Source organism: Phaeacidiphilus oryzae TH49 (genome assembly GCF_000744815.1).
GTDB classification, from domain to species: Bacteria; Actinomycetota; Actinomycetes; order Streptomycetales; family Streptomycetaceae; genus Phaeacidiphilus; species Phaeacidiphilus oryzae.
The window spans coordinates 6,226,341-6,240,021 of sequence record NZ_JQMQ01000005.1 but is presented as its reverse complement, the minus strand read 5'-3'; the positions used below and the strand labels follow the sequence as shown (position 1 = coordinate 6,240,021).

Sequence of the window (13,681 nt, the reverse complement as noted above, 5' to 3'; positions counted from 1 at the left end):
TGAGCTGTATGTGAATCGCTGTCCCGTAGGGTGATTGAAACAGATCTGTGGGGAGCATGAAGCCGTTGTGATCCGCTGGACGTTCGCCCATCTCGTGCGGCAGCGCCGGGATGTGGCCCGCGCCCGCGAGTTCTGGGCGGCGGCCACCGGCACCCGGCCCTCGGTGCAGCACGGCCGCGACTGGACCCACACCACTCTCCTCCCCGCGGGCGGAGACGCCTGCCTGGGCCTGCTGGCCACCGGCCGGGGCGCCGGCGGCGACGCCGCCTCGGCCGAACTCCCCGGCGTGCGGCTGGAGTTGGCGGACGACGAGCCGGACCGGCTGGCCGTCAGGGCCCGCGCGCTGGGCGCCCGGGTCGGCCCGGACGGATGGCTCCGCTCCCCCGCCGGGCAGCCGTTCACCGTACGGGGCTGGCGCGGGGAGCGCACCCCGCCCCCGGCGCCGGTCCGGCTGGGCCGGGTCGTCCTGGCGGTCCACACCGCCGGCCTCGCCGCCGAGCTGGGCTTCTGGTCCTCGCTGACGGGGTGGGACACCCTGGTCGCCGCCGGCGGCCGGGACCACCGGCTGCTCGCCCCCGCCCCGCTGCCCTTCGACCTCTCCGTACGGGGCCTGGGCGCCGCCGGCCCCTACCCGGCGTCCGCCAGCCCGGCGCTGGCCTGCGACGATCCGGCGGCGACCGCCGCACTCCACCGGCGGCTCGGCGCCCAGGTCGGGCCGGCGACCTGCGCCGACCCGACCGGGGCGCCGTACTGCCTGCTGGCGGGCGGCCCGCAGGGCCCGGCCGCCGGGAGGTCAGATCAGGCCTAGCCCCAGGTCGGTGGGGGCGCCCCGCTGGATGTCGGCCTGGATGCTGGCGTCCGTCGCGGCCTCGTAGCCGATGCCCAGGTCGGAGGCGAGCCGCCGGTCCAGCGGCACGCCGAGGGCGACGTCACCCTCCATCAGGACGTCACCCGAGGCGAACACGCCGGTGTTCAGCGCGGTGTTCAGCCGGGCCGCGGCGGCCTCGCTCAGCCGCAGGTCACCGCGGACCGAGAAGTACACCCGGTGCTGGCCGGCGGCGGAGGTGACGTGCAGCCGGTCGGTGTCCAGGGTGCCGAGCGGCATCGCCTGGCCGTCGATCCGGCCCCGCAGCTCGCCGCTGGCCACGTCGAGGTCGAGGTGGTCGATCGTGGTGCTGCGGTCGGCCATCCGAAGCTGGAAGCCGCCGGAGAGGACCGCCTCGCCGCCGGTGAACCGCCGGTCGGCGTGGTCCAGCGAGCCCCCGGTGACCCACATCCGGACGCCGCTGCCCTGGCCGACCGTGGCAGCGCCGTCCGTGCCGGCCAGGGTGAGACCGGGGATCTTCCCGCTGAGGTCGAAGGAGGCATGGCCGTCCATCACCACGGAGGCTCCGTCAGCCCGGACCGGCGTCTGGGCCGGGGCCTGGGCGGGGGCCGGGGCCTGGGCGGGGCCGGCGCCTGGGCCGGCGCCTGGGCGGGGGTCTGTGCCGGCGCCTGGGCGGGGGTCTGAGTGGACGTCTGGGCCGGGGCCTGGACGGCCGTCTGGGCCGGGGCCACCGGATCGGCGGCTGACACGGCGCCCGGCAGCGGCGCGGCCGACGCGGACTGGACGGCCGACGCCCACAGCCCCGTCGACAGGGCGACGGCGGCGGCAGCGGCGACGGTGGCGGCGGCCGCCCGCAGGCGGACACGCCCCCGGCGGGCAGTGGCGGTACTGGTACTCATGATGCGGAAGTCCCTTCGTTCATCCGGATCCCGTTCGGTTTCATGACACCCGCGCGTCCCCATCCGAACCGGCGCGCCACGCTCTGCGCGCGCCCCTCTGCCACTCGTTCGGTGGCCGTCCGGCCGAGGTCGGGAGCACCGGCCGGGATGGCTACCCTCTTGGCATGGAGATCTGGATCAATCCCGCGTGCTCGAAGTGCCGCTCCGCGTTGCGGCTGCTGGACGCGGAGGGCGCCGACTACACCGTGCGGCGCTACCTGGAGGACGTCCCCACCGCGGACGAGCTCCGCCAGGTGCTGGACCGGCTCGGCCTGGAGCCGTGGGACATCGTCCGGACCCAGGAGGAGGCGGCCAAGGAGCTCGGGCTGAAGAACTGGCCGCGCAAGGCCGCCAACCGCGACCGCTGGATCGCCGCGCTGGCCGAACACCCCAAGCTGATCCAGCGGCCGATCATCACCGCCGACGACGGCACGGCCTTGGTCGCGCGGAGCGAGGAGGCGGTCCGGGACGCCATCTCCCGGTCCTGACCCGCCACGGCCGGCGCGCCCGTCGCGCGCCCGCGGCCCCGCGCCCCGGCGCCCGCGACGGCCGACCGCTACTCCACCGGAGTGGCTTTCGGCGAAAGCGCTGGGGTCCGCGGGCCCGGCTGCCGAAGCAGTGGGCATGGTCAATCTGATCGAGAACCACGCCCGCTGCGGCTCCGGCACCCGCCGTGGCCCCGGACTCCGGGTCCGCGCCCTCGGCGCCCTGGGGGCGGCCGCCGCACTGGCGCTGGCACTGGCCCCCGGCGCAGCCGCCTCGGCCGCGACCCGGCCGGCCCCCCGGCCGGCGGCGATCCCGGCGATCCCGGCCCCGCACGCCCTGCCGCAGTACCCGCAGCACGCCGCGCGCCCGAGCCTCGCCTCCGGCACCGACCTGGCGCCCCACACGATCCAGGCGCTGGTCGTCAACGTCACGGCGGCCCGGGCCAACGTCCACTCCGGGCCGCACATCACGGACCCGGTGACCGGCCACGTCACCACGGGCCCGGCGTTCGCCCGCTGCCAGGCGCCGGGCGGATCGGTCTCCTACGGGAGGCACTACAACTTCTGGTGGACCCGGCTCGGCGACGGCAACTGGGTCTCCAACGTCTTCGTCGCCGGGGGCGACGACGACGCGCCGCTCCCCGGGGTCCCGGACTGCTGACCCGTCTCGATCCGTTCCCCCCGTTCAGTCCGTTCCCCCCGCTCCGTTCGTGAGGCCGAACTCGGCGAGCACCGCCTCGGTGTGCTCGCCGAGTGCCGGCACCGGGCCCATCACCGGTCCCTCCGACTCCGGGTCGGCGTCCGCGAAGTTCATCGGCGGGAGGAGTGCCCGGATCGGGCCCACCGGGGTGGCCACCTCCCGCCACCGGTCGCGGGCGGCGAGTTGCGGGTGGTCGACCAGCCCGGCCACCGTGTTCAGCCGGGCGTTGCCGATGCCCGCCTTGTCCAGCCGGTCGAGCAGCTCGTCCGCACCCAGGGTGCGGGTGGTCTCGGCGACCACCGCGTCCACCGCCTCCCTGTTGCCCGCCCGGGCCACGTTGGTGGCGTACCCGGGGTCTGCGGCCAGCTCGGGGCGGCCCAGCACGGATTCGGCCAGCCGCTGCCACTGCCGGTCGTTCTGAATGCCTATCAGCACCCGCACCGGCGATCCGTCGGCCTCCCGGTCCGCCGTCGGATAGGCGTCGTAGGGGGCGATGACCGGGTGGCCGAGGCCGCTGCGCGGCAGTTCGCGGCCGGTGTGGACGGCGGTGTACAGCGGGTGTCCCATCCACTCCGCGATGGCATCGAACATGGAGATCTCCAGGTGCGCCCCGCCGCCTCCGCGCTCGCGCCGGAGGAGAGCGGCGAGAGTGCTGGAGTAGGCGTAGACCCCGGCGCCGATGTCCGCCATCGGCACCCCCGTCTTCACCGGGGTGTCCGGGGTGCCGGTGACCGAGGCCAGCGCGGCCTCGCCCTGCACCAGCAGGTCGTAGGCGAGCTTGTCCCGGTAGGGACCGGCGCTGCCGTAGCCGGACATGTCGACCACCACCAGCTCGGGATGGCGCTCCCGGAGGGTCGCCGCGTCGAAACCGAGCCGGGCGGCCGCGCCGGGCGCCAGGTTCTGCAGGAAGACGTCCGCCCGCGCGACCAGGGCGGCCAGCGCCGCCCGCCCCTCCTCTGACTTGAGGTCCAGCACGACGGACTCCTTGCCGCGGTTGAGCCACACGAAGTGGGCGGCCATGCCGCGGACGGCGCCGTCGTACGCGCGGGCGAAGTCGCCGCCGTCCGGGCGCTCGATCTTGATCACCCGGGCGCCCAGGTCGGCGAGGTGCCGGGTGGCGAGCGGGGCGGCGACGGCCTGCTCGAGACTGACGACGGTGATTCCGTCCAAGGGACGCATGGGTCCACACTCCTCATCCGGGGTCGGCCGGGGTCGGCGTTCGGTGCCGTTCTTCCCTCAACCGGTCAGTTCCACCAGGGACTTGCGGTGGGTGCGGACGCCGAAGGCGATCAGCACGGCGCTGGCCACGCCGACCACCGCGAGGCCGCGGAAGGCCCCGCCCGCCCCGAAGTCGTGGAGCAGCGGCAGGACCAGGAAGGGCGCCATCGCCCCGCCGACGTGCCCGAGGCCGTCCCCGACCGCCATCGCCGAACCGCGCACCGCGGTCGGGAAGATCTCGCTGGTGTAGGTGTAGGCGGCGGTGACGCCGAGGAAGTTGCCGAAGCCCACCAGCAGGCTGATCCAGGAGGCCGTGGACTGGCCGGCGCCCGCCAGCAGCAGCAGGCCGAGGGCGGAGACCAGCCCGCCGCCGAGGATCATCCACCTGCGGTCGACCCGGTCGATCAGCAGCGGCGCGAGCAGCCCGGCGGCCAGGAAGCCGAGGTTGCCGACGGCGCTGGAGAGCAGCCCCTCCGGGACGGAGAGCCCGAGGTCGGTGAGGAGCTCGGGGCCGTAGCCGAGGAAGCCGTAGATGGTGAGGTACCAGCAGAACCAGAACGCGAACACCAGTACCAGGCGCCGGAGGAGACGGGGCGTCAGCAGCGCCCGCAGCCCGGACCAGCGGGAGGCCGTGGCCGCTCCGGAGACCGCGGCCGGTCCGGGCGCCACCGGCACCACCGGCTCCACCGGCGCCGCGGGCTCCACCGGCACCACCGGCTCCGGCAGTTCGGCGCCGCCGGTGCGCTCGCGGGCGGTGCGCTCCATCCGCCGCACGGTCTCCTCGGCCCGGGCGCCCTGGCCGCGCTCGGCCAGCCAGCGCGGGGACTCCGGCAGCCAGCGGTCGCCGGAGAACGGCAGCAGCAGCGCGCTGACCGCGCCCAGTGCGAAGACCACCCGCCATCCGGTGTGGGCGAACGGCGTCAGGCCGAGGCCGACCAGTGGGGTGACGACGAAGGCCACCGCCCCGCCGAGCGCCGACAGCGCGACGGTCCGCCCCCGTACGCTGCGGCCCGCCAACTCGCCGGCCAGCGTGGTGGCGACGGCGATCTGGGCGCCGATGCCGAAGCCGGTGAGGGTACGGAAGACGGTGACCGAGACGAGGTCCCAGGAGCAGGCGGTGAGGAGGCTGCCGACGGCGAGGGTGGCGATGCTCAGCCGCAGGGCGGTACGCCGGCCGATGGCGTCGGCGAGGTGGCCGAAGACGGCCGAGCCGCCGACGTAGCCGATCAGGCCCCAGGTGACCGGCGGCCCCGAGTCGGCCAGCGGGATGTGCAGGTCGGCCAGCATCGGGGCCATGTCGACGCCGATGGCGGAGATGTCGAAGTAGGCGAAGAAGAAGGAGAGTCCGAGGACTCCGAAGAAGGCCCGGCTGAGCCCCCAGACCGGCAGGCGGTCGATCCGCGCGCCGAGGGCGCGGGCCGCGCCGGCGCCGGCCGGCTCCTGGGGTCTGCCCGCGACGGGCTGGGCTGGTCCGTGTCCGGTTCCGGTCATCGCGAATCCTTGTCCTGCGGGCGGATGGGAGGATGCCCGTGCGTTCGTAAATGCGAACGCCGGTTCGCCGGCAAGGACAAGCTAGGAAGTGGCGCAGATCACCGTCAAGGCTCGGGTACCGGTCCGATCAGGTCGGTTGGCTGACACAATGACGTCGCATCAGGACCTAATCGCGTCCCACCTGGGAGGGATCGGCAACCGTGGCGTCGTCGGCGGAGCACCGCACCGTGAGCCGGGTCACCGCGATCCTGGAGGCCGCCGCGGCGGCGGCCGCCACCGGACGCGGCGGAGTGCGGCTGTCGGAGCTGTGCGCGGCTCTGGACGCGCCCAAGTCCTCGGTGCACGGGCTCGTCCACGGCCTGATCGCCACCGGCTACCTGGCGGAGGCGGACGGGGGCGCCGGATACGTCCTCGGACCGGCCGCGGGGGCCCTGCTGGCCACCCCGCAGCCGCCGCTGGTGCAGCTCGCCCGGCCGATGCTGGAGCAGCTGCGGGACGAGTTCGACGAGACGGTCACCCTCGGCCGGCCGGTCGGCGACTCGATGGTGTACCTGGACACGGCGGAGTCCCGCCAGGTGCTGCGCTACTCACCGCCGCTGCATGTGCGGCGGCCGCTGTACCCGACCAGCGCGGGGAAGGTCGCGCTCGCCCACCGGTCCGCGGCGCGGCGGGCCGCCTACCTCGCCCGGGAGTTCGCCGACCCGGGGCGGCGGGCGGACGCGGAGGCCGTTCTGACGGCCGTTCAGGCGGAGGGCGTGGCCTACAACCGCGGCGAGACCCTGCCCGACATCTCCGCCGCGGCCTGCGGCGTCTTCGTCGGCAACCGCCTGGCGGCAGCGGTGGCGATCGCCGGCCCCACCACCCGGATGGCCGCCCTCCTCGACGAGGCGGCGGCCCGTCTGAAGTCCGCGACGGCGGACCTCTCCGCCCGCCTGTGACCGCGGTCGCGCAGCACCGCGGGCGCAGGCGGGGGGAGCCCGGGACGGGGCGGACCCTCGCCCGACGCGGCGCTAGTAGCTGCGCGGCAGCCCCAGCACGTGCTCGCCGAGGTAGTTGAGGACCATCTCCTGGCTGACCGGGGCGATCTTCATCAGCCGGGCCTCCCGGAAGTAGCGGGCCACGTGGTACTCCTCGGAGTAGCCCATCCCGCCGTGGGTCTGCAGCGCCCGGTCCGCCGCCTGGAAGCCCGCGTCCGCACAGAGGTACTTGGCGGTGTTCGCCTCCCTGCCGCAGGGCAGCCCCCGGTCGTAGGTCCAGGTGGCCTTGCGCAGCGCCAGCTCCGCCGCGTCCAGCCGGGCGAGCGAGTCGGCGAGCGGGAACTGCAGGCCCTGGTTCATGCCGATCGGCCGCCCGAAGACCTCGCGCTCGTTGCCGTACCGCACCGCCCGGCGCAGCGCCGCGCGCCCTATCCCCAGCGCCTCGGCGGCGATCAGCATCCGCTCCGGGTTGAGGCCGTCCAGCAGGTAGTGGAAGCCCCGGCCCTCCTCGCCGACCCGGTCCCGCTCGGGGATCCGCAGTCCGTCGATGAAGAGCTCGTTCGAGGTCACCGCGTTCCGGCCCATCTTGCGGATCGGCCGGATCTCCACGTGCCCGCGGTCCAGGTCGGTCAGGAAGAGGGTGAGGCCGTCGGTCCGCTTCTTCACCTGGTCGAGCGGGGTGGTGCGGGTGAGGAGGAGGATCTTCTCGGACTCCACCGCCTTGGAGATCCACACCTTGCGGCCGTCCACCACGTACCCCCCGCCCTCCCGCCGGGCGAAGGTGCGGATCCGGGTGGTGTCGAGGCCGGCCTCGGGCTCGGTGACGCCGAAGCAGACATGCAGGCCGCCGTCGGCGATCCGGGGCAGGGTACGGGACTTGAGGTCCTCCGAGCCGTGCACCACCACCGGGTGCATGCCGAATATCGACATATGGATCGAGCTGGCCGCGTTCATCGCGCCCCCGGAGGCGGCGACCTCCTCCAGGATGAGCGAGGCCTCGGTGATCCCGAGGCCGTGGCCGCCGTACTCGGCGGGGATGGTGACGCCGAGCCAGCCGCCGTCCGCGAGCGCCCGGTAGAAGGCCTCCGGGAAGGTCTTGGACTCGTCGTGCTCCCGCCAGTAGTCGTCGTCGAAACGGGCGGCCAGCTCGGCGACGGCCTTGCGGATGGTCCGCTGATCCTCTGTCAGTTCGAAGTCCATGGGCCCGCAAGCTAACAAAGGTCTGACCGAAAACACAGACTGATGTTCAGACGGCCCGCGCTGGTACTCTGCGCCGCATGCCCGAGACCCCGCGGCTGGGCCCGCTCACCGTCCCCAAGGCCTCCGACGTCCTCGCCGCCGAGCTGCGGGAGCGCATCCTGGACGGCGAGTTCGCCGAGGGCACCGCCCTGCCGGCGGAACGCGAGCTCGTCACCCAGACCCGGATGAGCCGCTCGACCGTGCGCGAGGCACTGCGGATCCTGGAGGTCCAGGGCCTGCTGCGGATCAGGACCGGGCGCGGCGGCGGCGCGTTCGTACGGCGGCCGGGGCGGGAGTCGGTGGCCCGGTCGGTCGAACTGGTGATCCGGGGCCACGACATCCGCTTGGACGCGCTGCTGGAGACGCGGGAGGCGATCGAGCCGTCCTGCGCCGCGCTGGCGGCCGTGCACCGGACGGACGAGGACCTGGCCGCGCTGGAGGCGGCGACCGAGCTGATGGCGGAGGCCTCGGCGCCGATCGAGGAGTTCCTGCGGGCGAACATCGACTGGCATGTCGCGGTCGCGACGGCCGGACGGAACGAGATCCTGGCGGGGCTGATGACGGCCCTCTCGGCGGCGGTGCACGGCGCGACCCGCGCGGAGTCGACCCGCTTCGCCGACCCGGAGATCCGCCACCAGACCGTCCTGGCCCACCGCGCGGTGACCCGCGCCATCCGCGCCGGCGACGCGCCCGCCGCCTCCCGCCGGATGGCCCGCCATGTCACCGCGTACGCGGCGGAGGCGCGCTAGGGGACGCACGCGGATCCCACCCCCTGGGCCCCCGGCGAGTGCGGCGGAACGGGTGGCCGGGCACGCGCAGGGGCGTCCGCCCCCGCTACGCAGCCGACCGGCGGGTGTTCTGGAAGGCGGCCACGCGCCACCGCCGCTCGGCATCCCTGGTCAGGACGAAGGTCTGGACTGATGCATGCTCGGGGCGCTCGGGGTCCTCGCCGGCCCGCGTGACCACGCCCGGCGCCACCACGATCGCCACGTCCTCGCGGACGAACCGGAGGTGGCGGCCGCCGAGGCGGCGGTCGGTCAGGCTCATCCGGGATCCCGCCAGCGGTCCGGCGAACAGCGGGCGGTGGGCCGCCGCGATCGCCTCGCGGCCGAACCCCCGCTCGCCGTTCCACGCGACGAAGCTCGCGTCCTCGGTGAAGCACGACGCGTAGCCCACCGCGTCGCCGCGGTTCCAGGCGTCCTGGAGGCGCTGCCCGAGCTCCCGGATCGCCCGGCGCTCGACGGACTCGTCACTCATACCGCCACCGTAGGCCCGACCCAAACTTAGGTCAAGCATAAGTTTTGGTTCGACCCACCATCTCGCTATTCTGGCGGCCATGAGTCCAGCAGCAGGACTGCGGGAGCGCAGGAAGCAGGAGACCCGGCGAGCCGTCTCCGGGGCCGCGATGGCGCTCTTCGCCGCCGAGGGCTTCGACACCGTGACGATCGCCCGGATCGCCGAGGCCGCCGGGGTGTCCAAGATGACCGTCACCAACTACTTTCCGCGCAAGGAGGACCTGGTCTTCGACCGCGCCGAGGAGACCGTCCGTGGCCTCGCCGACGCCGTCGCCGCCCGCGCGCCCGGCGAGAGCCTGCTGACCGCCGTCCGCCGCGATCACTCCGCGCGGCTCGCCGCCGGCGACGTCACCCTCGGCCCGCCCACCGCCGACTTCGCCCGGCTGGTCCGGGACAGCGAGGTGCTCGCCGCCCGCGGCCGGGAACTCCTCGACCTCCGTGAGCAGGCCCTCGGCGACGCCATCGCCGCCGAGTCCGGCGCGGACGGCCCGCGGCAGCGCGTGGTCGCCGCCCAACTGGCCGCGGTCCCCCGGGTCCTGTTCGCCGAGGCGGCCCGTCGCGTGCTGGCCGGCGAGCCGCCCGAGCGGATCCGCCGCTCGCTGGCGCGGGCCGCCCGCGCCGCCTTCGACCTCCTCGAACCCTCCCTGGGCGACTACGGGGTCAGGCGCTGACCCCGCACCGCGACGGTCAGACGAAGAAGGCGTCCATCCCGGCCACGTCGGAGAGATAGGTCTCGATGCCGGCGATCCTGCCGTCCCGGAGCCGGCAGACCGTGGCCAGGTACTCGTCCAGCACGACATCGCCCCTGCGGGCGGTGTTGTGGAGGGAGAGCGCCAGATTCTCCCGGCTCACCAGAAGGTGGAGCAGCGCGAAGTCGAGGCCGTAGGAGGCGATCCGCTGGGCGCGCTCTACCACCGCGTCGGCGCCGGCGGCCGTGCCGGAGACGGCGTTGTCGCCGGGCAGGGTCCAGGTGGCGTCCTCGTGCAGCAGGGCCCGGATGCCCTCCCAGTCGGCCGAGATGAGGGCCTGGTGGAAGCTGCGCCCGAGGGCGAGGGCGTCTTCATAGGTGGACATGGCGTTCCCTTCGGATGGCACTAAAGCAGCGATTTCCGCTTTAAACCCGACCCTAGACCCACCCGCGACTAAAGCACAAATCTCTGCATTAGAATGGCCGGGTGAACACCGACGCATCGACGAAGCGGCCCGGTGGCCGCAGCAGCCGCGTCCGTGCCGCCGTACACAGCGCCGCCGTGGCACTGGTGGGCGAACGCGGCGCCGACCAGGTGACCCTGCCCGCCGTGGCCAAGCGCGCGGGCGTCAACTCCAGCACTCTCTACCGGCGTTGGGGGACGGTCGCCGGGCTGCTGGCCGACGTGGCCGAGCACCGCGGCGAGGCGGGCGCGCCCCCGCTGGTCGGCGAGCTCCGCGCCGACCTGGAGAACCAGGCGGCCTGGACGCTGGCGGAGCTCTCCCGCCCCGGCGGCATCGCCTTCTTCCGCGCCGAGGTCGCACCCGACGTCGACGAGCGCCACGACGGACTGCGGGAGTGCCTGCGCCGGGTCAGCGAGCGGTTCCGCCCGGTCCTCGACGCGGCGCGGGAGCGCGGCGACGCGCCGCCGCCCCCCTCCTTGACGGAGGTCCTGGACCGGATCGTCGCGCCGCTCTACTTCCGGGTGGTCTTCTCGATCCCCGGCACGGACGAGGCCTACGTCCGCGAGCTCGTCGCGGGACTCCTCGAAGAGCCCCGGCCCGGGCTCTGACGCCCCGGCGCCGGGGTCGGCGGGAGCGCGGGAGCGCCCGGAGCGGCGGGAGCGCCGGTTGCCGGCGGCCCGCCTCGGCGTCGAGCCGTCCCCGCGCTTCGCCTCACTCCGCGACGCGCAGCTCCGGCCCCAGCCGCCCCCGCGCCATCCGCAGTGCCAGCAGCGCCGGGCGGCCCGCGTCGACCGCCGCCAGCGCGCGGTCCAGGGCGGGCGCGAACTCCGCGGTCGCGGTCACCGCCTCGCCGAAGGCGCCGTACGCCCTGGCCAGGGCGGCGAAGTCCGGATTGGTCAGGGCGGTGCCGCTGACCCGGCCCGGGTACGCGCGCTCCTGGTGCATCCGGATGGTCCCGTAGGTGCCGTTCTCCAGCACCAGGATCAGCGGCGCCGCCCCCTCCCCCACCGCCGTGGCCAGCTCCTGACCGTTCATCAGGAAGCAGCCGTCGCCGGCGAAGCAGACCACCCGCCGGCCCGGGTACTCGATCGAGGCGGCCACCGCTGCCGGCAGTCCGTAGCCCATCGAGCCGTTGCGCGGCCCGAGTTGGCGGGTTCCCGCGTGGTAGGTGAGGAAGCGCTGCGCCCAGTGGGAGTAGTTGCCCGCGCCGAAGGTGATCACCGCGTCCCCCGGCAGCCGCGCGTCCAACTCCTCGACGCAGCTGCCCAGATCGAGTTCGTCCTCCTCGTTGTGGACGGGCGCGCGGAAGTCCAGCCGGTCGGCGCGGTCCCGCTTGGTGCGGGCGGACCAGGGCAGCGGACCGGGACCCTCCGGCGCGGGCAGCCGCCGCCGCACGGCCGCCCCGAACGCCTCCGGGGTGGCCAGCAGGGCGAGTTCGGCCCGGTAGAGGACGCCGGGCGGCTGGTCGTACGGGAGCACCTGGACGATCCGGGTGCCGGCCTCGTCCAGCAGGGTGTAGCCCTCGGTGGCCACGTCGCCCGGGGCCGTGCCCACGCACAGCAGCAGGTCGGTCTCGGCCAGCCGGCGGGCCAGCCGGGGCGAGCGGCCGTAGCCGAAGTTGCCGATGTGGACGGGGCTGTCGTCGGGTATCAGGTCCTGGCAGCGGAAGTCCACGGCCACCGGGAGCTCCCAGGCCTCCGCCCAGGCCCGCAGGTCCTCCCGGGCCGGCTCGGTCCACCGGCTGCCGCCGAGGAACAGCAGCGGCCGCTCGGCCTGCGCCAGCAGCCGTGCCAGCCGGTCGAGTTCGGGCTCGCCCACACCCCCGGACGGGATCGGCAGCGGCTCGGCGTCCGGCACCGAGGCGGTGTCGGCGAGGACGTCCTCGGGGATCCCGAGCACCACCGGCCCCGGGCGCCCGCTCGCGGCCACCGCCATCGCCCGGGCCAGGTACTCCGGCAGCCGGGCGGCGTCCGCGCAGACCTCCACGGCCTTCGCCACCGAGCCGAAGACCGCCCGCAGGTCCATCTCCTGGAAGGCGAACCGGTCGCTGTGCCCGCGGGGCACGAGTCCGACGCAGAGCAGCAGCGGGGTGCCGTCCTGCTCCGCGGTGTGCAGGCCGACCAGGGCGTTGGAGGCGCCGGGCCCGCGGGTGACCAGGCAGACCCCGGGCCGCCCGGTGAGCTTGCCGTAGGCCTCGGCCATGTAGGCGGCGCCGCCCTCCTGGCGGCAGACCACCATCCGCACGGCGCTGTCGTGGAGGGCGTCCAGCACGGCGAGGTAGCTCTCCCCCGGCACGCCGTAGACGGTGCGGACGCCGTGCCGGAGGAGCTGGTCGACGAGGATCCGCCCGCCCGGGCGGGGGCGGGCGGGGTGGCGGCGGGGTCGCTCATGCGTTCCCTTTCGAGCGGAGGCGGTGACGGCGTCGAAGAACGCCGCCAGCCTCTCAACTCCCGCCGCCGGACGGGAGACCGCCGCCTGCCGGAGCGGTCGCCACGGTCGCCGCGGTTACAGCCCGGCCTCCAGCGCCGGCAGGTAGGCGCCGGACTGGCCGGCCGCGGTGGGGTGGTACGAGCTGCCGATCGGCCAGGTGAGGGAGTGGAGCCACGGGGTGGAGTCGCACAGCTCGTGGCCGGCGAACCGGGAGGCCACGCTCTCCCAGGTGAAGTTCGCGTACTTGGCGACCTCGGTCTGGATGGTGCTGTTCAGCAGGTCCGCGCCCTGGTCCAGCGCGGTGCGCTTGGTGGTGTCCAGCCCGACGCAGGAGCTGGAGTTGGCGAGGTCGTAGAAGTGCGGGTAGCCGAGGATCACCACGTGGGCGCTGGGGGCGTGCGAGCGAATGGCGCTGTAGGTGGCGTCCAGCCAGGCGGGGAGCTGGGTGCGGGTGGTGTTCTCGGCGCTGTTGATGGCGTTCAGGCAGGTCGAGTCGCTGCCCAGCACGCAGTCCTCCATCACCGTGGAGAACCCGACATCATTGCCGCCGATGGTCATGCTGACCAGCGTCGTCGCCGAGTTGAGCGGACCGAGCTGGTTGTTGAGGACGTCGGTGGTGGTGGCACCGCCGCAGGCCTCGAAGCCGAACGAGGCGGGCTTGACGGCCGACTGGTAGAGGTACGGGTACGCGCTGGTGCTCTGGTCGCAGGAGTTGAGGTAGCTGCTGGAGGCGCCGACTCCGGAGGAGTACGAGTCGCCGAGGGCCACGTAGTTCACGCCGGCCGCCCCGGCGGGGTCGGCGAGCGCGAGGACGGCCCCGGCGACGGCGGCGAGTCCTGCGGCGAGGGAGGCGGTGCGGGACGCGGTGCGGGAGGCGGTGCGGGAGGCGGTGCGGGAGGCGGTGCGGCTGGGTCTGATGCGCATGGGTTC

The 13,681-nt window shown here is 74.5% G+C and carries 15 protein-coding genes; 7 read left to right on the top strand and 8 right to left on the bottom strand.

Features of this window, described 5'->3' with window-relative positions; genetic code table 11:
* The first annotated feature begins 67 nt into the window (after positions 1–67).
* Positions 68–808, top strand: coding sequence for a VOC family protein (locus BS73_RS31455; protein WP_051941205.1), 741 nt, complete (start codon positions 68–70; stop codon positions 806–808).
* Here the strand turns inward: BS73_RS31455 and BS73_RS31450 are convergent.
* Positions 794–1,378, bottom strand: a complete 585-nt coding sequence (locus BS73_RS31450) for a hypothetical protein (RefSeq protein WP_037577766.1) — start codon at positions 1,376–1,378, stop codon at positions 794–796. The two genes, BS73_RS31455 and BS73_RS31450, sit on opposite strands and share 15 nt — an antisense overlap.
* A gap of 511 nt (positions 1,379–1,889) precedes the next feature.
* Between BS73_RS31450 and BS73_RS31445 the strand changes: the two genes are divergently transcribed.
* Positions 1,890–2,252, top strand: a complete 363-nt coding sequence (locus tag BS73_RS31445) for an arsenate reductase family protein (RefSeq protein ID WP_037577765.1) — start codon at positions 1,890–1,892, stop codon at positions 2,250–2,252.
* Positions 2,253–2,388: 136 nt separating this feature from the next.
* Positions 2,389–2,910: a hypothetical protein gene (locus BS73_RS37935; RefSeq protein WP_037577764.1), complete on the top strand. Its 522-nt coding sequence runs from the start codon at positions 2,389–2,391 to the stop codon at positions 2,908–2,910.
* 24 nt (positions 2,911–2,934) lie between these two features.
* Here the strand turns inward: BS73_RS37935 and BS73_RS31435 are convergent, their stop codons facing one another.
* Both BS73_RS31435 and BS73_RS31430 read right to left on the bottom strand, forming a co-directional pair.
* Complete coding sequence (locus BS73_RS31435) at positions 2,935–4,128, bottom strand: CaiB/BaiF CoA transferase family protein (protein WP_037577763.1); 1,194 nt, start codon at positions 4,126–4,128, stop codon at positions 2,935–2,937.
* A 57-nt stretch (positions 4,129–4,185) separates the two neighbouring features.
* A complete protein-coding gene (locus BS73_RS31430; protein ID WP_037577762.1) occupies positions 4,186–5,658 on the bottom strand; it encodes an MFS transporter in 1,473 nt (490 codons plus the stop codon).
* 200 nt (positions 5,659–5,858) lie between these two features.
* Between BS73_RS31430 and BS73_RS31425 the strand changes: the two genes are divergently transcribed.
* Positions 5,859–6,596: an IclR family transcriptional regulator gene (locus BS73_RS31425; RefSeq protein WP_037577761.1), complete on the top strand. Its 738-nt coding sequence runs from the start codon at positions 5,859–5,861 to the stop codon at positions 6,594–6,596.
* A 72-nt stretch (positions 6,597–6,668) separates the two neighbouring features.
* Here BS73_RS31425 and BS73_RS31420 read toward each other — a convergent pair whose 3' ends face one another.
* Positions 6,669–7,835 carry an acyl-CoA dehydrogenase family protein gene (locus tag BS73_RS31420; protein ID WP_037577760.1) on the bottom strand — a complete coding sequence of 389 codons (1,167 nt, stop codon included), beginning with the start codon at positions 7,833–7,835 and terminating at the stop codon, positions 6,669–6,671.
* 77 nt (positions 7,836–7,912) lie between these two features.
* Here BS73_RS31420 and BS73_RS31415 point away from each other — a divergent pair, with 77 nt between their 5' ends.
* Positions 7,913–8,623: a FadR/GntR family transcriptional regulator gene (locus BS73_RS31415; RefSeq protein WP_037577759.1), complete on the top strand. Its 711-nt coding sequence runs from the start codon at positions 7,913–7,915 to the stop codon at positions 8,621–8,623.
* A gap of 85 nt (positions 8,624–8,708) precedes the next feature.
* Here BS73_RS31415 and BS73_RS31410 read toward each other — a convergent pair whose 3' ends face one another.
* The gene (locus tag BS73_RS31410; protein ID WP_037577758.1) at positions 8,709–9,131 is read right to left on the bottom strand and encodes an SgcJ/EcaC family oxidoreductase; all 423 of its coding nucleotides are present in this window, start codon (positions 9,129–9,131) and stop codon (positions 8,709–8,711) included.
* A gap of 79 nt (positions 9,132–9,210) precedes the next feature.
* Here BS73_RS31410 and BS73_RS31405 point away from each other — a divergent pair, with 79 nt between their 5' ends.
* Positions 9,211–9,840 (top strand): TetR/AcrR family transcriptional regulator, encoded by a 630-nt coding sequence (locus tag BS73_RS31405; protein WP_037577757.1) that lies wholly within the window; start codon positions 9,211–9,213, stop codon positions 9,838–9,840.
* Between the two features lie 16 nt (positions 9,841–9,856).
* Here the strand turns inward: BS73_RS31405 and BS73_RS31400 are convergent, their stop codons facing one another.
* Positions 9,857–10,243, bottom strand: coding sequence for a nuclear transport factor 2 family protein (locus BS73_RS31400; RefSeq protein ID WP_037577756.1), 387 nt, complete (start codon positions 10,241–10,243; stop codon positions 9,857–9,859).
* 101 nt (positions 10,244–10,344) lie between these two features.
* Here BS73_RS31400 and BS73_RS31395 point away from each other — a divergent pair, with 101 nt between their 5' ends.
* A complete protein-coding gene (locus tag BS73_RS31395) occupies positions 10,345–10,929 on the top strand; it encodes a TetR/AcrR family transcriptional regulator (protein ID WP_037577755.1) in 585 nt (194 codons plus the stop codon).
* A gap of 103 nt (positions 10,930–11,032) precedes the next feature.
* Here the strand turns inward: BS73_RS31395 and BS73_RS31390 are convergent, their stop codons facing one another.
* Positions 11,033–12,760 (bottom strand): thiamine pyrophosphate-dependent enzyme, encoded by a 1,728-nt coding sequence (locus BS73_RS31390; protein ID WP_084704496.1) that lies wholly within the window; start codon positions 12,758–12,760, stop codon positions 11,033–11,035.
* Positions 12,761–12,826: 66 nt separating this feature from the next.
* Entirely contained in the window at positions 12,827–13,675 is an 849-nt protein-coding gene (locus tag BS73_RS31385) for an SGNH/GDSL hydrolase family protein (RefSeq protein WP_051941204.1), read from the bottom strand.
* Positions 13,676–13,681: the final 6 nt, after the last annotated feature.